Source organism: Janthinobacterium sp. HH104, from assembly GCF_001758715.1.
GTDB classification, from domain to species: domain Bacteria; phylum Pseudomonadota; class Gammaproteobacteria; order Burkholderiales; family Burkholderiaceae_D; genus Janthinobacterium; species Janthinobacterium aestuarii.
The window spans coordinates 119,241-141,922 of record NZ_LRIB01000039.1 but is presented as its reverse complement, the minus strand read 5'-3'; the positions used below and the strand labels follow the sequence as shown (position 1 = coordinate 141,922).

Sequence of the window (22,682 nt, the reverse complement as noted above, 5' to 3'; positions counted from 1 at the left end):
CGGGATGGCGCAGGCTTCTTTTCGCCCTACGTTGACAGGAACTGGCGCTTACGCGAAGTTCTTGGCAACGAAGTCCCAGTTGACCAGGCCCCAGAACGTTTCCACGTACTTGGCGCGCAGGTTGCGGTAGTCGATGTAGTAGGCATGTTCCCAGACGTCGCAGGTCAACAGCGGCTTGTCGCCGGTGGTCAGCGGGCAGCCGGCGTTCGAGGTGTTGACGATGTCGACGGAGCCGTCGGCTTTTTGCACCAGCCAGGTCCAGCCCGAACCGAAGTTGCCCACGCACGACTTGGTGAATTCTTCCTTGAACTTGTCGAACGACGACCATTTGGCGTTGATCGCGTCAGCCACGGCACCCGCAGGTGCGCCGCCGCCGGCCGGCTTCATGCCGTTCCAGTAGAAGGTGTGGTTCCATACCTGGGCTGCATTGTTGAAGATGCCGCCCGACGATTTCTTGATGATTTCTTCCAGCGACAGGTTCTCGAACTCGGTACCCTTGATCAGGTTGTTCAAGTTGGTGACATACGCCTGGTGATGCTTGGCATAGTGGTATTCCAGGGTTTCTTTCGAAATATGCGGCGCCAGAGCGTCCATTTCATATGGCAGTGGTGGCAGAGTATGTTCCATGTGATGTCCCTTTATGGTGAGTGTTCGGAGTCTTCCAGCCTGTGGCCGGAGGGTTGAGCCAAGCTTGCTTGAAGCAGGCATTCTTGCTGAACGAGCCACTATTGTAAAGCGGATGCGCCATTGCTGCAGATTCCGGCACGCGTCGCGGATGCCTTTGGCGTAGTGATTCTCGTTCAGCCTGAATCGGGCGGAAAAGTTCCCAGCCGCAAGCCTCAACGGATGCGCCGGGTGGTCTCGCGAACGATCAGTTCCAGCGGTGGAATGGCCGCCTGCACGGCCTCGCCATTGATCAGCCCCAGCAGCGCTTCCGTGGCGATGCGGCCGATGTCGTACAGGGGCTGGTGGATGGTCGTCAGCGGCGGCGTCGTGTAGGACGAGCCGGGCAAGTCATCGAAACCGACGAGCGAGATATCGTCGGGCACGCGGATGCCCTTGCGGTACAGACACAGGCGCACGCCGTAGGCGGACAGGTCATTGGCGGCGAAGACGGCGCTGAATTGCTGCTGTGTATCGAACAAATGGTTCATGGCCAGCATCCCGCTTGCCTCATGGAAATCACCTTCCACCATCAGCTTCGGGTCGATGGCGATGTCCGCTTCGCGCAGCGCGCGCTGGTAGCCCGTCAGGCGCTCGGCCGCATCCGTGTTGTTGGCGGGGCCGGCCACGAAGGCGATGCGGCGGTGGCCCAGTTCCACCAGATGACGCACGGCCAGGTAGGCGCCGTATTCGTTGTCGAGTTTAAAACCGATGGCGCTTTTCGTGGCCAGCAGGCGGCCCGTCGAGACGATGGGCCGCTGTTGCGAGAAATCGAGCACGCTCTCGTCCGAAATGCGCCCCGACAGCAGGATGATGCCGTCGACCTTTCTTGCCAGCAGCAAGCGGATGCGGTCCGCCTCTTCCTGCGCATTCCAGTGACCGCTGACGATGACGGAGGCGTAGCCCGTGTCCTTCAAGCCGTCGTCCACGCCACGCAGGCTTTCGTCGAAGAAGGGGCTGGAAATATCTTGCACCACGATGCCGATGGTCATCGAGCGGCCCTTCTTCAGGCCCTGCGCCATTTGGTTCGGCGCGAATTTCATGTGCGCAATGGCCGCCAGCACGGCGTCGCGCTTGTCGTCGGAGACCCTGGCCGTGCCATTGAGGATGCGCGAGACGGTGCTGGGCGACACGCCAGCCTGGCGGGCCACGTCGAGCAGGGTGGAAGGGGGAGCAGCGTGGGCGCTATCGTTCAAGGTGATTCCTGGGTATCAAGATGGCTGGTCCTCAGTGCTCTGAAAACCTTTTCATCGAAAGATTACCATAAATGCCCACAGGGGACCGTCGCTCGGGGTAGGTCGGGTTAGCCCGCAGGGCGTAAGCCGACACAGCGTAGCCAACAATGCCTCGGACCATGCCTCTTGCGCCAACAATGTTGTCGGATTACGCGCGTAGCGCTAATCCGACCTACGCTTGAAAACGTTTTCACAAAAAACAACAGCAAGCTCGGCAGCCCGATTTTTTGCCTTTTTCATAGGAGAATACGCGCCATGGCGTGGGCCTTGCCACACTGCCCTCAATAAAAATGACAACTTTTTCGATTGACTTGATTTTCTTTGCGGTGTTAAATGGACACATGTTGTGAAAACGTTTTCAAGATAGAAGACGCTCAATAAACGGAGATGAAATAATGAAGTCAAGCATCCTTGGCGCCGCCCCTCTGGCGGCGCTGACCCTGGCCGCCGGTGTGGCCGCCGCTCCCGCCGCCGTCCCGCCGGCCGCACCGTTGCCGGCGCTGGCCCCGGCCACGATTACCGTCGCCTCGTTCCCCGACCTGGACCGCGCCGTGAAAACAGCCTTGCCCCTGTGGGAAAAGCTGTATCCGCAAGTGAAGGTCAAGCTGGTCAGCCTGCAGATCGACGACCACCATAACTCGATGACGACGGCGCTGGCGGCCGGCGCGCGCCTGCCCGACGTGATGGCCATCGACTTCCGCTATGTCGGCAGCTTCGCCGAATCGAAGGGCATGGAAGACCTCTTGCTGCCGCCATACGGGGCAGGGCAGTACCGCGCCCAGTTCGTGCCATTCACGTTCGTGCAGGCGACCAGTTCGCGCGGCACCCTGGGCGCCATGCCGGCCGACCTGGGACCGGGCACCTTGTTCTACCGCAAGGACTTGATGGACAAGGCGGGCATCAAGGAAACCGATCTGACGCAATCGTGGGAGTCATATATCGCCGCCGGCAAGAAGCTCAAGGCCGCCACCGGCACCTATCTGCTGGCCGGCGCCAGCGACCTGGCCGATATCTATATCCGCGCCAATTTGAAAGATGGCGAAGGCATCTATTTTGGCGACAAGGGCCAGGTGCTGGTCGACTCGCCCCGCTTCGTCAAGGCGTTCGAACTGGCCAAGGCGGCGCGGGTCGCCGGCATCGATGCGCGCACCGTGGCCTGGACGGGCGAGTGGGCCGAAGGCTTCAAGCGCGACAAGGTGGCCAGCCAGATGATGGGTTCGTGGTTGAGCGGCCACCTGGCCAAGTGGCTGGCGCCCGATTCCAAGGGCCAGTGGCGCGCGGCGAGCCTGCCGGCCGGCGCGCTGGCATCCTACGGCGGCTCGTTCTACGGCATCCCGAAAAAGGCGGCGAATAAAACCCAGGCCTGGGAATTCATCAAGTTCATGACCGTCAACAAGGATATCCAGCTGCACTCGCTCAAAGAGATCGGCGCCTTCCCGGCCCTCAAGGCCGCGTATGCGGACCCGATGATGGACGAGCCGCAGCCGTATTTCGGCGGCCAGAAGACGCGTTTGCTGGCGCGCGACACGGCGGCGAAAATCCCCGTCATCCGCGTCGACAAGTTCGACGCCGTGGCGCGCGACATCGTCAACATGGAACTGGAAAGCGTGCTGGCGCAAAACAAGGATATCAAGACGGCCCTGGCCGACGCCAAGGCCCTGATCACCCACCGCGCGCGGCGCTAGGAGCAGCATGACTACTTCCATGCCTTGTACCGATGGCGCGCCCGCTGCAGCTGCAGCGAGGCCCGCCAGGAAACGCTTCAACATGAAGAAGTGGGCTCCGTATATTTTCATCAGCCCCTTCTTCATCCTGTTCGCCGTCTTCAGCCTGTTCCCGCTGCTGTTTTCCATCTATCTGTCGTTCAACCAGTGGGAAGCGGCCAGCGGCGTGGAAGCCATGCAGTGGGTGGGCCTGGACAACTACAAGTACGCCTTGAGCGACCCGTGGTTCTTGCGCTCGCTGGGCAATACCGTCTGGCTGGCGCTGGCCTCGGGCGTGCCGCAGCACCTGGTCGCCATTCCGCTGGCAGCGTTCATCCACAACAGCTTCAAGCGCTCGCGCAACCTGGTGATCGGCATTTACTTTTTACCGTTCATCACGTCCAGCGTGGCCATCGCCATGGTCTTCAATACCCTGTTCTCGCGCGATTATGGCCAGATCAATGTGCTGATCCAATGGTGCGCCAGCCTGCCGTTAATCGGTGGCCTGTTCCCTGCCGAATCGATCGACTGGCTGGGCAGCTCGCTGTTCATCAAGCCGGCCGTCGCCTTCGTGATTTTCTGGCGCTACCTGGGCTGGAACCTGGTGCTGTATCTGTCCGCGCTGCAGGTGATCCCCAAGGATTTGTATGAAGCGGCCACCATCGACGGCGCGTCGAAACGCCAGCAGTTCTGGTACATCACCTTGCCGCAGCTGCGCCCCATGATCTACCTGGCCGTCACACTCACCATCATGGGTAACCTGCAGCTGTTCGAGGAACCGTTCGTGCTGGTGGCCGAATCGAGCGGCGTAAGCCAGTCGGTGATGACGACGGCCATCTTCGTCTACAAGACGGCGTTTTCCTCGGGCGACTTCGGCACGGCGTCGGCCATTTCCTGGCTGCTGTTCCTGATCATCGCCAGCACCACCTGGGTCAACAACCGCATCTTCAGCCGCAATGAACGCAAGGAGGTCCGATGAAAACCACCTGCTGGACGGCCTACGCCATGGTGGCCATCGGCGCCCTGATCATGGTCGCGCCGTTCTACTTCATGTTCGTCTTCGCCACGCACACGAGCGCCGAGATCTACAGCCTGCCGCCGCCGCGCTGGTTCGGCACGGCCCTGCTCAACAACCTGGAATTGCTGCAGGAGCGCCTGCCGTTCTGGCGCAATATCGGCATCAGCCTGTACGTGGCCCTGATGACGACGGCGCTGACCTTGTTCTTTTGCTCGCTCGGCGGCTATGCGTTCGCCATGTACGAGTTCCGCTTCAAGCGGCCCCTGTTCACCCTGGTGATGGCGTCGATGATCATCCCCTCGTTCATGAACATGATTCCGACCTTCATGCTGATGGATTTCCTCGGATGGCTGGACCAGCCGCGCGCCCTGTACGTGCCTGGCGCGGCCGGCGCATTGGGGATTTTCCTCATGCGCCAATACATCGGCACGGCGATTCCGAAGGATCTGATCGAGGCGGCGCGCATCGACGGCTGCGGCGAATTCGCCATCTACTGGAGAGTCGTGCTGCCGCTGATCGGTCCCGCCATGGGCACCCTGGGCCTGATCACCTTCATCAACTCGTGGAACAACTTCATCACGCCGCTGGTCGTCATGCGCTCGGTCGAGAACTACACGATCCCGCTGGCCCTGCGCAGCATGCAGGCGCCGAACAACACGGAGTGGGGCGCGCTGATGACGGGCGCCGCCATCGCCGTGCTGCCGCTGCTGCTGATGTTTTTTGTCGCCTCGAAGCGTTTAATTGAAGGACTGACCCAGGGCGCCGTCAAAGGCTAGCACTTTTTTTCATCCACTCACACTGACATGACCACCATGCATAACGACGATATTGACACCAACTTTCCCGCCACCTTCACCTGGGGCGTGGCCACCAGCGCCTACCAGATCGAGGGCGCCGCCGCCATCGACGGCCGCGGCCCATCCATCTGGGATACCTTCAGCCATACGGATGGCAAGATCATCGACGGCAGCAATGGCGACGTGGCCTGCGACCACTATCACCGCTACGCGGAGGACGTGGAGCTGATCGCCAGCCTGGGCGTGAACGCCTACCGCTTTTCCATGTCCTGGTCGCGCGTGCAGCCCACGGGTTCCGGCGCCTGGAACGAGGCCGGCTTCGATTTCTATGGGCGCCTGCTCGACGCCCTGGCCGCCAAGGGGCTCGATGCCCATCTGACCCTGTACCACTGGGACTTGCCGCAAGCCTTGCAGGACGAGGGCGGCTGGCTCAATCGCGCCACCTGCTACCACTTTGCCGCCTACGCGGCCGAAGTGGCGCGCCGCTTCGGCCACAAGGTCGCCAGCATCGCCACCCATAACGAACCGTGGTGCACGGCCGTGCTGGGCCACGGCACGGGCCAGTTCGCGCCCGGCATGGCCGACCCGGCCGCCGCCGTGCAAGTGTCGCACCATCTGCTGCTGTCACACGGCCTGGCCATGCAGGCGATGCGCGCCGTCAATCCGCCCGCGAAACTGGGCATCGTGCTCAATCAATGGACGGCCACCCCGGCCACCGACAGCGCCCAGGACCGCGAGCTGGCCGAACTCGAATATGCGCGCTCGGTGCAGTGGTATATGGACGCCATCTTCAAGGGCCGCTACCCGGCGCTGGCCCTGAAACACGTCGACGCTTCTGCTTTAGCTATTTTTGAAAACGATTTCATAGATATCAAGCAGCCCATCGATTTCCTTGGCGTGAACTACTACACGCGCGCTTTCATGAGTGCCGAGACGCCGCCGCGCAAGCCCGAGTGCAAGCTCGGTGTCAACGACATGGGCTGGGAAACCTATCCGCAAGGCTTGACGGAACTGCTCGTCGGCCTGCACCGCGAATACCGGCTGCCGCCCGTCTACATCACGGAAAACGGCATGGCCGTGGCCGACAAGCCCGTCGACGGCAAGATCCACGACGCGCCGCGCATCGAGTACGTGCAGCTGCACCTGGACGCCTTGCGCGCCGTGATCGCGCAGGGCATCGACGTACGCGGCTATTTCTACTGGAGCCTGATGGACAACTTCGAGTGGAACTCGGGCTATGCCAAGCGCTTCGGCATGGTCTACGTCGATTACGCCACGCAGCAGCGCAGCTTCAAGGACAGCGCCCTGTGGTACCGCGACTTCATCGCCGCGCAGCGCGCGTCCCACGCCGCCGTGCTGGCCGAGGAGCACTGACATGGCCGCCATTTCCCTGCGCGGCATCCGCAAGACCTATGGCGACGGCCCGGAAATCGTCAAGGGCCTGGACCTCGATATCCACGACGGCGAATTCATGGTCTTCGTCGGGCCATCCGGCTGCGGCAAGTCGACCCTGCTGCGCATGATCGCGGGACTGGAAGACATCAGCGCGGGCCAGTTGCGCATCGGCGACCTGCTGGCCAACGACGTGGCGCCGGCCGAGCGAGGCATCGCCATGGTCTTCCAGAGCTACGCGCTGTACCCGCACATGACGGCGCGCGACAACATGGGCTTTGCCTTGAAACTGGCCGGCAAGCCGGAAGCGGAAGTGCGCGTGGCCGTGGGCAAGGTGGCCGAGATATTGCAGATCACGCACCTGCTCGACCGCAAGCCCAAGGCCTTGTCGGGCGGCGAACGCCAGCGCGTGGCCATCGGCCGCTCCATCGTGCGCCAGCCCAAGGTGTTCCTGTTTGACGAGCCGCTGTCCAACCTTGACGCCTCGCTGCGCGTGCAGACGCGCATCGAACTGGCCAAGTTGCACCAGGAACTGGGCACCACCATGATCTACGTGACGCACGACCAGGTCGAAGCCATGACCCTCGGTGACCGGGTCGCCGTCTTCCACGGCGGCCACCTGGAGCAGGTGGGTGCGCCGCTGGACTTGTACCGCCAGCCGGCCAGCCAGTTCGTGGCCGGCTTCATCGGCGCGCTGCGCATGAATTTCTTGCCGTGCGCCGCCGTGCCCGCACTGGCCAGCCAGCTTGGCGGCGAGGCGGGCATGCTGGTCGGCATACGCCCTGAACACCTGCGCCTGGTGCCGCGCCAAGAAGGCTATGGCGCCACGGTGACCCTGATCGAGCAGCTGGGCGACGCGCAGATCATTCACGCGATGCTGGACGGCAGCCCGCACGCGGTGGCCATCAAGCTGCACGGCGAGGCGCGCCACGCGCTGGCGCAGGGGAGCGCCATCGGCTTTGCGCCGGAAGAAGGCCATGCCTTTCTATTCGACACGGCCGGTCGCGCCGTGGCTACCCATTGACCCCGCACGGAGGCGACATGACTTCAGATTGACACCCAAAAAATGTGCAGCAATAGCCAAAGAGCTATGTGATCATCAATCAACCAGCGGTACAGGAGACAACAACAATGCAACAGCTCAAACCCAATACCATCGCCCTCAGCCTGGCGCATGCGACCTTCGCCCAGTTCATCTTGCTGGGCAGCGGCGCCGCCATGGCCCAGGAGGCTGCAGCCACCGACGCGGCAAAGCCGGCCGCCGAACAGATGGACCGCATCGTCGTCACGGCCACGCGCCGCAATACCTTCGTGCAGGAGACGCCGCTGGCCGTCACCGCCTTCAACCAGGACACCCTGCAAAACAACCAGGTCAAGGATCTGGCATCGCTGGCCACCATGGTGCCCAGCCTCGTCGTCGAGCAGCATGGCGACTCGGGCGGCGTGCACGTCTACATGCGCGGCGTCGGTTCGGCCAACCACACGGAGCTGGGCGACCCGGCCGTCGCCTTTTATGTCGATGGCGTGTATTCGCCGCGTCCCCAGGGCGCCACGGCGCTGATGTACGACTTGTCGCACGTCGAGGTGGCGCGCGGACCGCAGGGCACGCTGAACGGCCGCAATTCCACGGCCGGCGCCGTCAACCTCGTATCGGCCGCGCCTAGCACGGCCAAGTTCATGGGGTCAGCCGGCATCACGGTGGGCGACAAGCGCCATCTGCAGACGCAGGGCATGATCAATATCCCGTTTTCCGACGACGTGGCGCTGCGCATCGCCGCCATCAAGGATAGCCACGACGGCACGGTGGACTTCCGCCGCGGCTCGAACGTCATGCCGGGCACGGCCAAGTATGGCGCCGGCGACCAGATGGGCGTGCGTGCCTCCTTGCTGTGGAAGTTCACGCCGCAGCTGCGCGGCACCTTCATCGCCGACTACTTCCTCGACCAGGGCGCCGGCAACGTCTACCTGGCGGCTGAACCGAAACGGGGCGAGAAGCTGCGCTCGGCCCTGATCGACACGCCGGGCACCCTGGACCAGTCGATTTTGACCTACAAGGGCAAGCTCAATTACAAGCCGACGGACGCGCTGGACTTCACGTACCTGGGCAGCTGGAGCCGCTACAAGCGCCAGAACAGCAACGACTCCGATGCGGGCCTGTTCCCCGGCTTCAAGTCGGAGAACCGCACGGACTGGGCGCAGTTCGACAGCTATTCGCACGAGCTGCAGGCGCGCTCGGACGACGACGCGCCGTTCCAGTGGGTGGCCGGCCTGTTCCTGTTCAATGAAAAGAACAAGGTGCGCTTCGATATCGACCGCAGCCAGATTTCGCAGGCGGCCGTGCAGCAGGATATCGCCAACGGCGCCGTGATCTTCGTGCAGCCGACCGTGGGCCAGTATGCGTCGTCGATGTCCTTCATCCAGGGCGACCGCCAGCTCAAATCGAAAGCCGTGTTCGGCCAGGTCAGCCAGCAAGTGACGGACCAGATCAAGCTGACGGCCGGCGCGCGCTACACGAAAGACCATAAATTCGACATCGGCGGCAAGAACTGGGCATGCCCGAACTGGCCCGCCAACACCCCGCTGGGCACCACGGTCCTCACTGCCGACCAGCTGCGCCAACTCGTCACGCCGGGCACGGGCCTGGCCAACACGCACAATATCGGCCCGGGCGGCGCCATCACGGCCGCCACCTGCGGCAATACGCCGGGCGACAATACGGCCGACCTGAAATACGGCCAGGCCACCTGGCTGGGCCGCATCGAGTACAAGCTGCGCCCCGACATCCTGCTGTTCGGTTCCGTGACGACGGGCTTCCATTCGCCGGCCATCGGCGACGGCGGCGCCACCACCAAGCCGGAAAAACTGACCAGCTATGAAATCGGCTTCAAGTCGGACTTGCTGAACCGCGAACTGACGCTGAACCTCGATGCCTTCCTGATGAAGTACAAGGACAAGCTCGAGTCGCAGGTGGTCAACAGCGTGCTGGCCAACTTCAACGCGGCCGGCGCCACCGTCAAGGGCCTGGAAGCGGAGTGGGTGTGGCGGCCAACGAAGGTCGACCGCCTGACGGGCAACGCCACCTGGTTGAAAGCCGTGTACGACGACTTCATGTCCTGCGACGTTGATGCGGCGCGCGCGAATGGCCAGTCCTGCGGCTCGACGGCGCCATTGGTGAACGTGGGCGGCAGCACCATGAAGCATGCGCCGAAGTTTTCCACCACCGTGCAGTACGAGCATGATTTCAATGTCGCCGGCGGCCAGATCACGCCGCGCGCTTCGGTGCACTATGAAACCATGTCGTACGTGGGGGCGGGCGCGTTCAACGGCGACGTGCCGGGCCATGCCGGCGTCAAGCGCCAGGAAGCCTACACGACCCTGGACCTGAGTCTGCGCTTCCAGCCGGCGAACAAGGCCTACACGGTGGAAGCGTTCGTGCAGAACGCCACCGACAAGGCGGTCAAGCTGGACGTCAATGAAATCTGCACGGACGTGGGCATGCCATGCCAGCCGACGCAGCAGATCTACGGCGCCTTCTACAACGCGCCGCGCACGTTTGGCGCGCGCGTGTCGATGAAGTTCTAAGTCAGGTAGTGTGAAAGAGCAGTTGCGGTAGCAGTCCACTCAGTAGGGAAGGTGTTGGGCCGGGGTTCTTCCCCGGCCTTTTTTATTCCAACGCTTATTCCAGGCTGGCTTGCACGCTGCCGATGCCGACCTGCGCGCTGCCTTCGGCCAGGCGCACGTTGACGTTCTGGCGCGCCTGCAGTTGCACCGGCGAGCGCACGATATTCCCCTTCTCATCGCGCAGTATCGCGTAGCCGCGTTCCAGGGTGCGCTGGGGATTGAGCAGTTCCAGCTGCGCCGCCAGGCCGTCGAGGCGGTGGCGCCGCTGGCCCAGCTGCTGCGCCATGGCCGCGCCGCTGCGCCGCTGCATTTCTACGAGCCGCGTGCGCGATGCCGTGACGTCGGGCCGCAGGTTGGCCCAGCGCGAGCGCAGGCGTTCGAGCGCGTACTGCGACTGGTTCACGGGCGCGCGCGCCGCATGCGTCATGGCCGTCGACAGGGCCAGCAGCTGCAATCGCTGCTGCTGCAGCTGCGCCTTCGGGTTGAGCAGGCGGCGGCTGTGGCGGTCCAAGGTTTGCGCCGCGTCATCGAGGCTGCGGCGCATGGCGCGGCGTAGGTCGGCCGCATCGGCGCGCAGGGATGCCATCCAGTCGGCGCGCGGCGTGGCCGCCAGTTCGGCCGCCGCCGTCGGCGTGGCCGCGCGCAGGTCGGCCGCGAAGTCGGCGATGGTGAAATCCGTCTCGTGTCCCACGCCGCTGATCACGGGCATGGAGCAATCGGCAATCGCATGCGCGACGGTTTCATCGTTGAACGACCACAGATCCTCGATGCTGCCGCCGCCACGGCACACGAGCAGCACGTCGCACTCGGCCCTTGTCGATGCCGTGCGGATGGCGTGCGCGATCTTTTCCGGCGCCTGCTGTCCCTGCACGGGTGTCGGGTACAGAATGATGTTGACGTGCGGCGCGCGGCGCTTGAGCGCGATCAGCACGTCGCGCAGGGCGGCCGCCTGCGGGCTGGTGACGATGCCGATGCTGCGCGCGAACATGGGGATGGCGCGCTTGCGTTCCTGGTCGAACAGGCCTTGCGCTGCCAGCTTTTCCTTCAGGCGCTGGAACGCTTCGTACAGGGCGCCCACGCCGGCGCGGCGGATGGCTTCCACGTTGATCTGGTAATCGCCGCGCGCGCCATACAGGGTGACGAGGGCGCGCACTTCGACCTTGTCGCCTTCGCGCGGCGTGAAGCCCGCGTACTGGGCGCGGCCGCGGAACATCACGGCACGGACCTGGGCGCCATCGTCCTTTAAGGTGAAGTACCAGTGGCCGGAAGCGGCGCGCGTGAAGTTGGAAATCTCGCCGGCGATCCAGGTCAGGGGGAACGAGCGCTCGAGCAGGCGCGCGACGGCCTGGTTCAGGGCGCTGACGGTCAGCACGGGTGGGGCGGCAAAGCCGCTGTCAGTCGGGTTGTCGGTCATCATAAAGCTGGGAGCGGGAAGGGAACTGTCCACATATTATCGGCGAGGTCATGCTTATGTCATATATCGCGCAAAACAACAAGTTCTATTTCTAAGTAATTGATTTCATGACGAATTCCCGTATGCCTGATTTGCGTGCAGAGGGAAAAAATCCTTTAATATCAAGCACATCAGTGTAGCCCCTGCCACTTACGCACAAAGTTATCCACAGAAAGTGTGCGGAACTTTTTGCCTTGGACAAACATGGCTGGGCTGGCCTTGTCCGAGCGATAAAAGTGCCTTGCTACATTTTTGCGCACGGAAATAAAGTGCCTATGAATCAAGCGCTTAGTATGCCATGCATGGCCTTGCGCACAATCTTATCCACAAAAAATGTGCAGAACTCTGGCGCGGCACCGGATTTATCCACGGGAAGGCCCATAGCATGGCTTGCCTTAATTTTGCGCAGCATAAAAATAGTCTTACAAATCAAGGGTATAGCATCGTACCGTGCGCCTTGCTCACAATCTTATCCACAGAATGTGTGCAAAACTGCATAAACCGTTTCGTGGTTTGTCCGGGTTTTCCACCGTGTGAGCATGTTGAATTGCTGCCTTATTTTTCAGCAGAGAAAAAAATCCCTTTAGAATCAATGCTCTTGCATGGAGTCAATCGGCTTGCTCACAATCTTATCCACACTTTATGTGTGGAACTGCGCTGGCGGTGGAAAACTGCTGTTTTGAAGTGGAATCGGACCGTGAAAAACACGCTTTTCAGCCAATGCCACATTTTTATGCATGGCAATAAAAACGATATAAATCAATGTACTTGGCGCGTATCCTTACGCTTGCGCACAATCTTGTCCACAGATTGTGTGCAGAACTTTGAGGGCCTGTCTGGCGCCGATTGCGCGCTGCCTGCCACTTTTTTACGCATTGATTTAATTTCCTTTAAAATCAATGACTTGATTACATTCCTCGGCTTTGCGCACAATCTTGTCCACAGTAAATGTGCAGAACTCTTCAAATATTAACTTATTGACATTGACTACTGCCGATAAGCTGCTATGCCTGTATTTTGCGCAGCACGATAATTCCCATGTAAATCAATGACTTGCATGCTGTACTTCATGCTTGCTCACAATCTTATCCACACAAAGTGTGCAAAACTGGGCTCCCGCCAGCGCGCTGGGGACAGGTACCATGCAGGCGCCACTTGCCGCCGGCGCGGCAACGCGCTACATTGCGCCATTCCTGCGCGCACGTACAATCGGTCTTTGGCGCTCGGTACAATACAGGCTGTTCGGGCGCTCCATCGCCTTCCCTTTACCAGGAGTTTCTTTTGCTCGCTATATTTCAAGCCGCTGGCTGGCCCATCTGGCTGTTGTTGATCGCTTCCATCGTCGCCCTGGCCCTGATCATCGAGCGCCTGCTGTATTTGCGCCGCGCCAAGATACTGCCCCGCAAGCTGTTCGATGAAGTGGTGCAGGTGTATCGCAGCGGCAAGATCACGCCGGACACGGTGGCCAAGCTGGAAAGCAATTCGCCGCTGGGCGTGGTGCTGGCCGCCGCCTTGCGCAATGTCGACGCGCCGCGCGATGTGATGAAGGAGTCGATCGAAGAGGCGGGCAGCGGCGTGGCCCACACGCTGGAACGTTTCCTGACGACCTTGGGCACGATCGCCACCCTGGCGCCGCTGATGGGTCTGTTCGGCACGGTGGTGGGCATGATTGAAATCTTCGGTTCGCAAAACGCCAGCGGCTCGAATCCCGCACAACTGGCCCACGGTATTTCGGTGGCCCTGTATAACACGGGCTTCGGCCTGGCCATCGCCATGCCGACCCTCGTCTTCTACCGCCACTTCCGCGCCCTCGTCGACAGCTTCGTCATTGACATGGAGCAGCAAGCGGTCAAGTTTGTCGACATCGTCCACAGTGGCCGCAAATGAACTTCCGCAAAGGCAAGGGGCGTGAAGACCCCGAAATCAACCTGATCCCGTTCATCGACGTGCTGCTGGTGATCCTGATCTTCCTCATGGTCAGCACCACCTACAGCAAGTTTACGGAGCTGCAGATCACCTTGCCGACGGCCGACGCCGAGCAGGCGAAGGAGAAGCCGCAGCAGATCGACGTCACCATCGACGCCAAGGGCAACTACACGGTCAACCGCGAGCCCATCTCGTTCCGCGACGTGGCCGGCCTGGCCGACGCCCTGCAGAACGCGGCAAAGGCAGCCAATGGCGGCAAGGTCCCGGCGCAGACGCCCGTGGTCGTGGTCAACGCCGACCAGTTCGCCATGCACCAGATGGTCATCCACGTCATGGAAGCGGCCCGCCTGGCCGGCTATGAAAAGCTGACGTTCGCGGCGCAAGCTGGGGGCAAGTAAGCTTCGACCGTTACCGGCAACAAAATTGGGGTCTGACCCGCCGGGTCAGACCCCAGCCCTTTACTCCTCCCCCCATGCCCACATCCTCCCCCGCCAAGCTTGAAACCACACTGACCCGCGCCTGGCTGACGCGCGGCCCGCTGGCGTGCGCGCTGTGGCCCGTCTCCCTGCTGTTCGGCGCTTTGAGCAGTGTCAGGCGAGGCCTGTACCAGGCAAACCTCCTGACATCCGCGCGACTGCCCGTGCCCGTCGTCGTCGTCGGCAACATTTTTATCGGTGGCACGGGCAAGACGCCGCTGACGATCTGGCTGGTGCAAGCCTTGCGCGACGCGGGCATGCGTCCGGGCGTCATTTCGCGCGGCCATGGCAGCGCCGACCGTTCGCCGCGCGCCGTCACCGCTGCTTCCACGCCGCAGCAGGTGGGCGACGAGCCGCTGCTGATCTTCCAGCGCGGCGGCTGCCCCGTGATGGTGGGGCGCGACCGCGCGCAAGCGGGCAGGGCGCTGCTGGCCGCGCACCTGGACGTCGACGTGCTGGTGACGGACGACGGCTTGCAGCATTACGCCTTGCGGCGCGACGTGGAAATCGTGCTGTTCGACGGCCGCGGCGCGGGCAATGGCTGGCTGCTGCCGGCGGGCCCGCTGCGCGAATCGCCGCGCCGCCGGCGCGACGTGACGGTGATCAATGCGCCCGAGCTGGCGCCGGATCTGGTGGCCAGGGTCGCGCCGCAGGGCGGGCTGGTGGTGCAGATGCTGCTGGCCGGCGGCGTGGCCGAACGCCTGGTGAACCGAAGCGAAAGCGTGGCGCTTGCAACCCTGGCGGCCAGCGGCCAGCGCATCGTGGCGGCGGCCGGCATCGGCAACCCCCAGCGCTTCTTTGCCATGCTGCGCGCCGCCGGATTGGACTTCACGGAACTGCCCTTGCCCGATCATCACGACTTCCTCGACCGGCCATTTGCGGCGCTCGACACGGATGTGATCTTGATCACCGAGAAGGATGCAGTAAAATGTGCGCAAATTGAATATCTCAAAGACGACCCGAGACTGTGGGTCGTCCCCGTCAGTGCGCGCATCGATAGCGCGCTGGCCCAACAAATTGTGGAGAAATGTCGTGGACGCTCGACTGCTTGATATCCTGGTCTGCCCTGTTTGCAAGGGTCCGCTTGAACACGATAAGAAGGCGCAGGAACTGATTTGCCGCGCCGACCGCCTCGCTTATCCGATCCGCGATGGCATCCCCATCATGTGGGCGGACGAAGCGCGCACCCTGCAAGACGCAGTGGAATAACGATGGCGTTCATCGTCATCATCCCGGCCCGCCTGGCCTCGACGCGCCTGCCGGGCAAGCCGCTGGCTGACCTGGGCGGCAAACCCATGGTGGTGCGCGTGGCCGAGCAGGCAGCCCTGTCGGGCGCCGCGCGCGTCATCGTCGCCACCGACCACGAATCCATCCGCACCGCCTGCGCCGCGCATGGCGTGGAAGTGTGCATGACGCGCAGCGACCATCCGTCGGGCACGGACCGCATCGCCGAAGTGGCGCGCACGCTCGAGCTGCCGCTCGATACCGTCGTCGTCAACCTGCAGGGTGACGAACCGCTGATCGATCCGGCCTTGCTGGCCGCCTGCGCGGCGCAGATCAGCGCCGCCGTCCCCATGGCCACGTGCGCCCATCCGCTGCACGATGTGGCCGATGCGTTCAACCCGAACGTGGTCAAGGTCGTGCTGGACAAGAATGGCCGCGCCTTGTATTTCTCGCGCGCGACGATTCCGTGGCACCGCGACGGCTTCGCGCAGTCGAAAGACAGCCTGCCGGCCGGCTATGTGCCGCTGCGCCATATCGGCCTGTATGCCTACAGCAATGCATTCCTGCAAGAGTATCCGCAATTGTCCGCGTCGCCGCTGGAAGCGATCGAGGCGCTCGAGCAGTTGCGCGTGCTGTGGCACGGTGTTGCCATCGCCGTGCATGTCACGGACTCGGCCCCGGCCGCCGGTGTCGACACACCGGAAGATCTTGCCAGGGTGCAAGCCCACTATCGCGCCCAGTAAGCGCGTTACCCGCAAAACGGCAGGCGTGCAAATATAATTTTGTGCGCCTGCAGCAAAAACCACATTTTGAAACGTCTGCTTCGCTAATTGCTGGCTTTGATCAATCAGGGCATAGCAATTCGACAGCAAACTGGCGTTCCGGGGATTTTTTGTGGTAAGTTTCGTAGGGAAAGATAGCCATAGCAACATCATCTAAAAATAATTACACATACCACCATCCAAAATCTGTTTTTTAGGAACTTTTCAATGCGTCTGATACTTTTAGGAGCACCCGGTGCCGGCAAGGGCACCCAAGCTAACTTCATCAAAGAAAAATACAATATTCCACAAATCTCCACGGGCGACATGCTGCGCGCGGCGATCAAGGAAGGCACGGAACTGGGCCTGGCAGCGAAAAAAGTCATGGATGCGGGCGGCCTCGTGTCGGACGACATCATGATCGGCCTGGTCAAGAACCGCCTGCAGGAAGCCGATTGCGCCAATGGCTATCTGTTCGACGGCTTCCCGCGCACCATCGCGCAAGCGGATGCCATGAAAGATGCCGGCATCAATGTCGACTACGTACTGGAAATCGACGTGCCTGACGCGTCGATCATCGAGCGCATGGATGGCCGCCGCAGCCACCCGGGTTCGGGCCGCGTGTACCACGTCAAATTCAATCCGCCAAAAGTCGACGGCGTCGACGACATCACGGGCGAGCCCCTGATCCAGCGCGACGACGACAAGGCGGAAACCGTCAAGAAGCGCCTGGACGTGTACCACAACCAGACCAAGGTTTTGCTCAACTACTACAATGACTGGGCCAAGTCCGGCCTGCCAGGCGCGCCGAAATACCGCCGCATCGCCGGTGTCGGTCCGGTCGAGCAAATCCGCGACAGCGCATTTGCCGCCCTGGCGGAATAAGCAGTGTTTGAAAAGCGGACCTGAGTGTCCGCTTTTTTTGTGCCCGCGCTTCAGGCGGGCGCCGTATCGTTTTCGTGGTTCAGTTTTTTTGCAGGTCGTGTTTTCCTGGCTGCGCGTGCCTACCCGGTGCGGTCTGCAGCTGTTGGCAATGACGTCGGATAAAAACAGAAGGGGACGATATGGCAGCCAGTTTGTGGTTTGCGGTAGCCTGCGGCGTGGTCGCAGTCATTTACGGTTTGGTGTCGCGCAGCTGGATCCTGAGGCAGGATCCCGGCAACGCGCGCATGCAGGAAATCGCGCTGGCCATCCAGCAGGGCGCGGCCGCCTACCTGGCGCGCCAGTACCGCACCATCGCCATCGTCGGCGTGGTGCTCCTGATCGCCATCTATCTGCTGCTCGGCCTGCATACGGCGCTGGGCTTCCTGATCGGCGCCGTGCTGTCGGGCGCCTGCGGCTTCATCGGCATGAATGTCTCGGTGCGGGCCAATGTGCGCACGGCGCAGGCGGCCACGCATGGCATCAACCAGGCGCTGAACGTGGCTTTCAAGGGCGGGGCGATCACCGGCATGCTGGTCGTCGGACTGGGCCTGCTGGGCGTGACCCTGTTCTACTGGCTGCTGGTGACGACGGGCGCGCCGGGCCTGACCCAGCATGATTTGATCAAACCGTTGATCGGCCTGGCCTTCGGCGCCTCGCTCATTTCCATCTTCGCGCGGCTCGGCGGCGGCATCTTCACCAAGGGCGCCGACGTGGGTGCGGACCTGGTGGGCAAGGTGGAGGCGGGCATCCCCGAGGACGATCCGCGCAACCCTGCCGTCATCGCCGACAACGTGGGCGACAACGTGGGCGACTGCGCCGGCATGGCGGCCGACCTGTTCGAAACCTATGTCGTGACCCTGATCGCCACCATGCTGCTGGGCGCCTTGCTGATGGCAGAAGCGAGCAGCACGGCCATCATCTATCCGCTGCTGCTGGGCGCCGTGTCCATCCTCGCTTCCATCGTCGGCTGCTCGATGGTCAAGACCAAGCCGGGCGCGAAAATCATGTCGGCCCTGTACACGGGCCTGTGGTGGGCCGCCGGCCTGTCCCTGGTCGGCTTTGCCGTGGTCACGTGGCTGCTGTGGCCCGACGACGCCATGCGCTACAAGATGCTGGGCGCCACCGTCGTCGGCATCGTCCTCACGGGCCTGATGGTGTACATCACCGAGTACTACACGGGCACGGATTTCAAGCCCGTGCGCCACATCGCCGAAGCGTCGACGACGGGCCACGGCACCAACATCATCGCCGGCCTGGGCGTATCGATGAAGTCCACCGCCTATCCGGTGCTGGCCGTCTGCGTCGCCATCCTCGTCTCGTATCAATTGGCGGGCCTGTACGGCATCGCCATTGCGGCCACGGCCATGCTGTCGATGGCGGGCATCATCGTCGCGCTCGACGCGTATGGCCCCATCACGGACAACGCGGGCGGCATCGCGGAAATGTCGGGCCTGCCCGACTCCGTGCGCGCCATTACCGATCCGCTCGACGCCGTCGGCAACACGACCAAGGCCGTCACCAAGGGCTATGCCATCGGCTCGGCAGGCCTGGCCGCGCTGGTGCTGTTTGCCGACTACACGCATGCGCTCGAATCCGTGGGCCAGCACATCACGTTTGATCTGTCGAACCCCATGGTCATCGTCGGCCTCTTCATCGGCGGGCTGATACCATATTTGTTTGGCGCCATGGCGATGGAAGCCGTGGGCCGCGCGGCCGGCGCCGTGGTAGTCGAGGTGCGGCGGCAGTTCCGCGACATCAAGGGCATCATGGAAGGCACGGCGCGGCCCGAATACGACAAGGCCGTCGACATGCTGACGGCGTCGGCCATCCGCGAAATGATCGTGCCCTCCTTGCTGCCCGTGGTGGTGCCCATCGTCGTGGGCATGCTGCTGGGGCCAGCGGCGCTGGGCGGCCTCTTGATGGGGACCATCGTCACGGGCCTGTTCGTGGCCATCTCGATGACCACGGGCGGCGGCGCCTGGGACAATGCGAAGAAATACATCGAGGATGGCCACTTCGGCGGCAAGGGTTCCGATGCGCACAAGGCGGCCGTCACGGGCGACACGGTGGGCGACCCGTACAAGGACACCGCCGGTCCGGCAGTGAACCCCCTGATCAAGATCATCAATATCGTCGCCCTGCTGCTGGTGCCGCTGCTGCCGGCCACGGGCTGGCTGGCGGTCAAGGCGCCGGCGCCCATCCACGCGCCCGTGCCGCCCATCCTGGCGCCGGCCACACCGGTGCAAAGCTTGCCTGCGCAATAAACCCCACGTCAAACAGCCCCGTTTCCAGGGGCTGTTTTTACGTCGGGCATGTCAAAATTTCCTGATTTCCATATCGTGTACGTATCAAAAGTGAGCAAATGTTACACCGCCTTGCCTGCGCCGGCCGTCTGCCAATAATGAGGGAATCACTTCAGGCAGCAGAAGGCAGGAGGCATCATGGACAAGGCAGACAAACGGCGCTGGCTGATGCGGGGGCTGGCCGTGGCGGTGGGGCTGGCGCTGGCCGGCAGCGCCTGGGCCGATCCTGGCAGGCATGGACGGCACGGTGGACACGGCTTCCATGGCCATCATGGTCATCACGGACACGGCCATTTCCGTGGCCGCTCGCATGTCGGCGTGTGGCTGGGTTCTAGCTGGGGCTACGGGCCGGGGTGGTACGGCGACCCGTGGTACCGCCATCCGTACGGACGGACGGTCGTGGTACAGCCGCTGCCCGTCGCGCCGCCCGTGTATGTCGAGCAGGGCGGGGTGCCGACGGCGCCGATGTGGTACTACTGCCGTCAGCCGCAAGGCTATTATCCCTACGTGACAAGTTGTACATTGCCGTGGCGCGCCGTGGCGCCGGGCAGCGTGCGCTGAAAGCGAGGTGCGACATGAACGGGAAAACAGGCGCAGTGTGCGGGGGCGTGCTGGCGCCCCTTGTGCTGGCGGCATGCACGGTGATGCCGCAAGGGCCATCGGCCATGGTGTTGCCCGGCACGGGCAAGAGTTTCGCGCAATTCCAGGGCGATGACGCCCAGTGCCGCGGGTATGCGCAGGCGCAGCTGGGCGGCGGTTCGGCGCAGCAGGCTGCGGCCGACAGCGGCGTGCGCAGTGCGGCCCTGGGCACCTTGCTCGGTGCGGTGGCCGGCGCCGCCATCGATGGCGGCCATGGCGCCGGCGTGGGTGCCGGCACTGGGCTGGTCTTTGGCGCGCTGGCCGGCACGGGCGCGGCCGACAGTTCGGCGTATGGCATGCAGCGCCGCTATGACTACGCCTACCAGCAATGCATGTACGCGAGCGGCCACAAGGTGCCCGTGGCCGGGCAGATGCTGAGCAGCGTGCCGGCCAATGCCGCCACGCCGCCGCCAAATACGCCGCCGCCCCGCTATTAGAAGCGCGACGTCAGGCCGACGAACATGCGCCGTCCCGGCACGTAATAGTCGACCAGTCCATCGGCCAGCGGGCCTTTCTTGAACAGGTTTTCCACGCCGCCGCGCACGGTCCATTGTGGCGTGACCTTGTACGACACGACCGTGTCGACGATGGTGTAGGCCTTGTTGGCCGCCTGGCCCGCGTCGAGTTCCTTGCCCGTGTACTGGGCCGATACTTCGCCGAACAGCTGGTCGTTGACTTGCCAGCCCAGGGCCGAGTACCACGACAGTTTTGGCGTCGACAGCAGGTTGGCGCCCGTCGTCAGGTTTTTCGCTTCCGCCATGTAGGTCACGTTGTTACGCCAGTTCAGGTTTTTCGTCAGCGGGATGGTGGCCGTCGCTTCCACGCCGCTGGTGCGCGCTTTCTGGATATTCGTCATCTTGGTCCACCACTGCTTCTGGTAAAAGCCCAGCGGCGCGTAGTCGATCTTGTTCTTGAAATCCGTGTGGAAGTACGTCACGCCCACGTCCCAGCCATTCTGTTCCCACGCCACGCCGATTTCGCCGGCCGTGCTCGTTTCCGGCTTCAAGTCCGCATTGCCGGCCATGTAGCAGCCGCCCGTGATGTAGCCCAGGGGTTTGAGGCTGCCGCAACCGCGTCCGCCCGACTGCGTGGCCGCCGCCGGCGAGTTTTCCTTCAGGCTCGGGGCGCGGAAGCCTTGCGACACGCCGCCCTTGATGGTCCAGGCGGGGGCAGGGTGGTACACCAGGTACAGGCGCGGGCTGTAATGGTTGCCGAACTTGCTGTGGTGGTCGAGGCGCAGGCCGGCCGTGGCCGTCAGGTTGTCGCGCAGGAACAGCTGGTCTTCCGCAAACAGGGCCGATGTGGTGCCGGACAGGGTGGCGCCGCTCACGGGGTTGCCCAGGTAGTCGGTGGGGATGGTGCCGATGGTGTCCGTGTTCGTCAGTTCCTGGTGCTTCCATTGGCCACCCATCACCAGCATCTGCTCGATGCCGCCCCAGCCGACCCGTTTTTCCAGGCTGGCGTCGAGGGTGCTGTCCTTGGATTTTGCCACCGTGCCGACGACTTCGTTGTCGAAATCGTTGTGGTACAGGTTGACCATGGCCTTGCCGAAGTCCCAGCGGCCTTCATAGCCGATGCTGGCGCTCTTGCGTATCAGCTTGCTGGCGCCCCAGGCGCCGAACAGCGGGTAGCCGTCCGCGTCGAGCGTGGTCGAATCCGTCGATTGCTGCTTGCCGTAGCTGGCGTCCAGCGTCAGGTTCTGTTTCTTGTCCAGCGCCCAGCTCAGCTGGCCCGTGACAGTCTGGTTGCGTTCGCCGCCGATGCCGCCCGATTTGCCGATGGCTTTTTCATCGGGATTCTGGCGCGTCTGGCCCACGCCCAGGCGCATGCCGACCGTGTCCGACAAGGGGCCGGCCAGGTTCACGCCCAGCTGGTGCGCCGTGCCGCGGCCGCTGTCCTGCGGCTGCGTGTAGTTGGCCGTGGCCGAACCGTTCCACTTGCCCGGCACCTTGCGCGTGATGATGTTGATCACGCCGCCCATGGCGTCCGAGCCGTACAGCGAGGACATGGGGCCGCGCACCACTTCGATGCGCTCGATCATGTCGGGCGAGATCCAGTTCAAGTCCTGGCGGCCCAGGTCCGGGCGGTAAGCCGTGTCGGCCGAGCTGCCCACGCGCTTGCCGTCGACGAGGATCAGGGTGTATTTGTCGGGCAGGCCGCGCAGCTTGATCTTCGATTCTTCGCCTACCGGGCTGGTGCCGCCCGTCACGCCGGGGATGCGGCGCAGCAGGGTGTTGAGGTCGTACACGGGCTGGCGCTCGATTTCCTCGCGCGTGATGACGCTGATGCTGGCCGGCGCATCCTTGATGTCGATGGCCGTGCCGGACGCGGTGACGACAACCGTGTTCATGGTGGGATCGGCGGCCACATTGCCTTCGGCCCAGGCGCTGCTGACGGCCAAGGACAGCAGGCAGGGCAGGATCAGGGTGGTGCAATGGCGGGGACGGGCGGGAATGGCGGCTGGGACTGCGAAGGTTGCGAAGGCGGGACTGCGCTTGGTCATGGTGAACTTTCCGGATGTTGTTTTTTCCTGGCTGCCTTCCGGGT

20 protein-coding genes are annotated in these 22,682 nt (G+C 63.0%); 16 read left to right on the top strand and 4 right to left on the bottom strand.

Annotation, left to right across the window (positions count from 1 at the left end; genetic code table 11):
• Positions 1-48 precede the first annotated feature (48 nt).
• Positions 49-627, bottom strand: a complete 579-nt coding sequence (locus JAB6_RS17870) for a superoxide dismutase (RefSeq protein ID WP_034751750.1) — start codon at positions 625-627, stop codon at positions 49-51.
• Between the two features lie 212 nt (positions 628-839).
• On the bottom strand, positions 840-1,859 hold the full coding sequence (locus tag JAB6_RS17865; protein ID WP_034751748.1) for a LacI family DNA-binding transcriptional regulator: 1,020 nt from the start codon (positions 1,857-1,859) through the stop codon (positions 840-842).
• Positions 1,860-2,293: 434 nt separating this feature from the next.
• On the opposite strand from JAB6_RS17865, the gene JAB6_RS17860 reads away from it, so the two are divergent.
• From JAB6_RS17860 to JAB6_RS17835, 6 genes are all read left to right on the top strand, one after another.
• Positions 2,294-3,583 (top strand): extracellular solute-binding protein, encoded by a 1,290-nt coding sequence (locus JAB6_RS17860; protein WP_070303934.1) that lies wholly within the window; start codon positions 2,294-2,296, stop codon positions 3,581-3,583.
• Positions 3,584-3,665: 82 nt separating this feature from the next.
• Positions 3,666-4,580, top strand: coding sequence for a carbohydrate ABC transporter permease (locus JAB6_RS17855; protein ID WP_254671675.1), 915 nt, complete (start codon positions 3,666-3,668; stop codon positions 4,578-4,580).
• Entirely contained in the window at positions 4,577-5,395 is an 819-nt protein-coding gene (locus JAB6_RS17850) for a carbohydrate ABC transporter permease (protein ID WP_070303932.1), read from the top strand. The genes JAB6_RS17855 and JAB6_RS17850 overlap by 4 nt, the downstream gene beginning before the upstream one ends.
• A 27-nt stretch (positions 5,396-5,422) precedes the next feature.
• On the top strand, positions 5,423-6,790 hold the full coding sequence (locus JAB6_RS17845; protein WP_034751744.1) for a GH1 family beta-glucosidase: 1,368 nt from the start codon (positions 5,423-5,425) through the stop codon (positions 6,788-6,790).
• A 1-nt stretch (position 6,791) separates the two neighbouring features.
• On the top strand, positions 6,792-7,832 hold the full coding sequence (locus JAB6_RS17840; protein WP_070303931.1) for an ABC transporter ATP-binding protein: 1,041 nt from the start codon (positions 6,792-6,794) through the stop codon (positions 7,830-7,832).
• Positions 7,833-7,939: 107 nt separating this feature from the next.
• Positions 7,940-10,390 carry a TonB-dependent receptor gene (locus tag JAB6_RS17835; RefSeq protein ID WP_070303930.1) on the top strand — a complete coding sequence of 817 codons (2,451 nt, stop codon included), beginning with the start codon at positions 7,940-7,942 and terminating at the stop codon, positions 10,388-10,390.
• Positions 10,391-10,484: 94 nt separating this feature from the next.
• On the opposite strand, the gene xseA is transcribed toward JAB6_RS17835, so the two are convergent.
• The gene (gene xseA, locus JAB6_RS17830; protein ID WP_070303929.1) at positions 10,485-11,846 is read right to left on the bottom strand and encodes an exodeoxyribonuclease VII large subunit; all 1,362 of its coding nucleotides are present in this window, start codon (positions 11,844-11,846) and stop codon (positions 10,485-10,487) included.
• Positions 11,847-12,180: 334 nt separating this feature from the next.
• Between xseA and JAB6_RS29010 the strand changes: the two genes are divergently transcribed.
• From JAB6_RS29010 to JAB6_RS17790, 10 genes are all read left to right on the top strand, one after another.
• Positions 12,181-12,855, top strand: a complete 675-nt coding sequence (locus tag JAB6_RS29010; RefSeq protein ID WP_139143424.1) for a hypothetical protein — start codon at positions 12,181-12,183, stop codon at positions 12,853-12,855.
• Positions 12,856-13,163: 308 nt separating this feature from the next.
• Positions 13,164-13,769 (top strand): MotA/TolQ/ExbB proton channel family protein, encoded by a 606-nt coding sequence (locus JAB6_RS17825; protein ID WP_070303928.1) that lies wholly within the window; start codon positions 13,164-13,166, stop codon positions 13,767-13,769.
• The gene (locus tag JAB6_RS17820; RefSeq protein WP_070303927.1) at positions 13,766-14,206 is read left to right on the top strand and encodes a biopolymer transporter ExbD; all 441 of its coding nucleotides are present in this window, start codon (positions 13,766-13,768) and stop codon (positions 14,204-14,206) included. The genes JAB6_RS17825 and JAB6_RS17820 overlap by 4 nt, the downstream gene beginning before the upstream one ends.
• 74 nt (positions 14,207-14,280) lie before the next feature.
• Positions 14,281-15,336: a tetraacyldisaccharide 4'-kinase gene (lpxK, locus tag JAB6_RS17815; RefSeq protein WP_070303926.1), complete on the top strand. Its 1,056-nt coding sequence runs from the start codon at positions 14,281-14,283 to the stop codon at positions 15,334-15,336.
• Entirely contained in the window at positions 15,317-15,493 is a 177-nt protein-coding gene (locus JAB6_RS28530) for a Trm112 family protein (protein WP_010395789.1), read from the top strand. Before lpxK ends, JAB6_RS28530 begins: the two co-directional genes overlap by 20 nt.
• A 2-nt stretch (positions 15,494-15,495) precedes the next feature.
• Positions 15,496-16,251 carry a 3-deoxy-manno-octulosonate cytidylyltransferase gene (gene kdsB / locus JAB6_RS17810; RefSeq protein ID WP_070303925.1) on the top strand — a complete coding sequence of 252 codons (756 nt, stop codon included), beginning with the start codon at positions 15,496-15,498 and terminating at the stop codon, positions 16,249-16,251.
• A gap of 246 nt (positions 16,252-16,497) precedes the next feature.
• Positions 16,498-17,154, top strand: coding sequence for an adenylate kinase (gene adk / locus JAB6_RS17805; protein WP_034751729.1), 657 nt, complete (start codon positions 16,498-16,500; stop codon positions 17,152-17,154).
• 179 nt (positions 17,155-17,333) lie between these two features.
• A complete protein-coding gene (locus JAB6_RS17800; protein ID WP_070303924.1) occupies positions 17,334-19,457 on the top strand; it encodes a sodium-translocating pyrophosphatase in 2,124 nt (707 codons plus the stop codon).
• A gap of 177 nt (positions 19,458-19,634) precedes the next feature.
• A complete protein-coding gene (locus JAB6_RS17795) occupies positions 19,635-20,057 on the top strand; it encodes a hypothetical protein (RefSeq protein WP_083292778.1) in 423 nt (140 codons plus the stop codon).
• Positions 20,058-20,071: 14 nt separating this feature from the next.
• On the top strand, positions 20,072-20,572 hold the full coding sequence (locus JAB6_RS17790; protein ID WP_070303923.1) for a glycine zipper family protein: 501 nt from the start codon (positions 20,072-20,074) through the stop codon (positions 20,570-20,572).
• On the opposite strand, the gene JAB6_RS17785 is transcribed toward JAB6_RS17790, so the two are convergent.
• On the bottom strand, positions 20,569-22,638 hold the full coding sequence (locus JAB6_RS17785) for a TonB-dependent receptor (protein ID WP_070303922.1): 2,070 nt from the start codon (positions 22,636-22,638) through the stop codon (positions 20,569-20,571). The two genes, JAB6_RS17790 and JAB6_RS17785, sit on opposite strands and share 4 nt — an antisense overlap.
• Positions 22,639-22,682 lie beyond the last annotated feature (44 nt).

Coding starts and splice junctions, on each gene's coding strand:
- JAB6_RS17870 (WP_034751750.1), bottom strand. CDS start 627: ATGGAACATACTCTGCCACCACTGCCATATGAAATGGACGCTCTGGCG.
- JAB6_RS17860 (WP_070303934.1), top strand. CDS start 2,294: ATGAAGTCAAGCATCCTTGGCGCCGCCCCTCTGGCGGCGCTGACCCTG.
- JAB6_RS17855 (WP_254671675.1), top strand. CDS start 3,666: ATGAAGAAGTGGGCTCCGTATATTTTCATCAGCCCCTTCTTCATCCTG.
- JAB6_RS17850 (WP_070303932.1), top strand. CDS start 4,577: ATGAAAACCACCTGCTGGACGGCCTACGCCATGGTGGCCATCGGCGCC.
- JAB6_RS17845 (WP_034751744.1), top strand. CDS start 5,423: ATGACCACCATGCATAACGACGATATTGACACCAACTTTCCCGCCACC.
- JAB6_RS17840 (WP_070303931.1), top strand. CDS start 6,792: ATGGCCGCCATTTCCCTGCGCGGCATCCGCAAGACCTATGGCGACGGC.
- JAB6_RS17835 (WP_070303930.1), top strand. CDS start 7,940: ATGCAACAGCTCAAACCCAATACCATCGCCCTCAGCCTGGCGCATGCG.
- xseA (WP_070303929.1), bottom strand. CDS start 11,846: ATGATGACCGACAACCCGACTGACAGCGGCTTTGCCGCCCCACCCGTG.
- JAB6_RS29010 (WP_139143424.1), top strand. CDS start 12,181: ATGCATGGCCTTGCGCACAATCTTATCCACAAAAAATGTGCAGAACTC.
- JAB6_RS17820 (WP_070303927.1), top strand. CDS start 13,766: ATGAACTTCCGCAAAGGCAAGGGGCGTGAAGACCCCGAAATCAACCTG.
- lpxK (WP_070303926.1), top strand. CDS start 14,281: ATGCCCACATCCTCCCCCGCCAAGCTTGAAACCACACTGACCCGCGCC.
- kdsB (WP_070303925.1), top strand. CDS start 15,496: ATGGCGTTCATCGTCATCATCCCGGCCCGCCTGGCCTCGACGCGCCTG.
- adk (WP_034751729.1), top strand. CDS start 16,498: ATGCGTCTGATACTTTTAGGAGCACCCGGTGCCGGCAAGGGCACCCAA.
- JAB6_RS17800 (WP_070303924.1), top strand. CDS start 17,334: ATGGCAGCCAGTTTGTGGTTTGCGGTAGCCTGCGGCGTGGTCGCAGTC.
- JAB6_RS17795 (WP_083292778.1), top strand. CDS start 19,635: ATGGACAAGGCAGACAAACGGCGCTGGCTGATGCGGGGGCTGGCCGTG.
- JAB6_RS17790 (WP_070303923.1), top strand. CDS start 20,072: ATGAACGGGAAAACAGGCGCAGTGTGCGGGGGCGTGCTGGCGCCCCTT.
- JAB6_RS17785 (WP_070303922.1), bottom strand. CDS start 22,638: ATGACCAAGCGCAGTCCCGCCTTCGCAACCTTCGCAGTCCCAGCCGCC.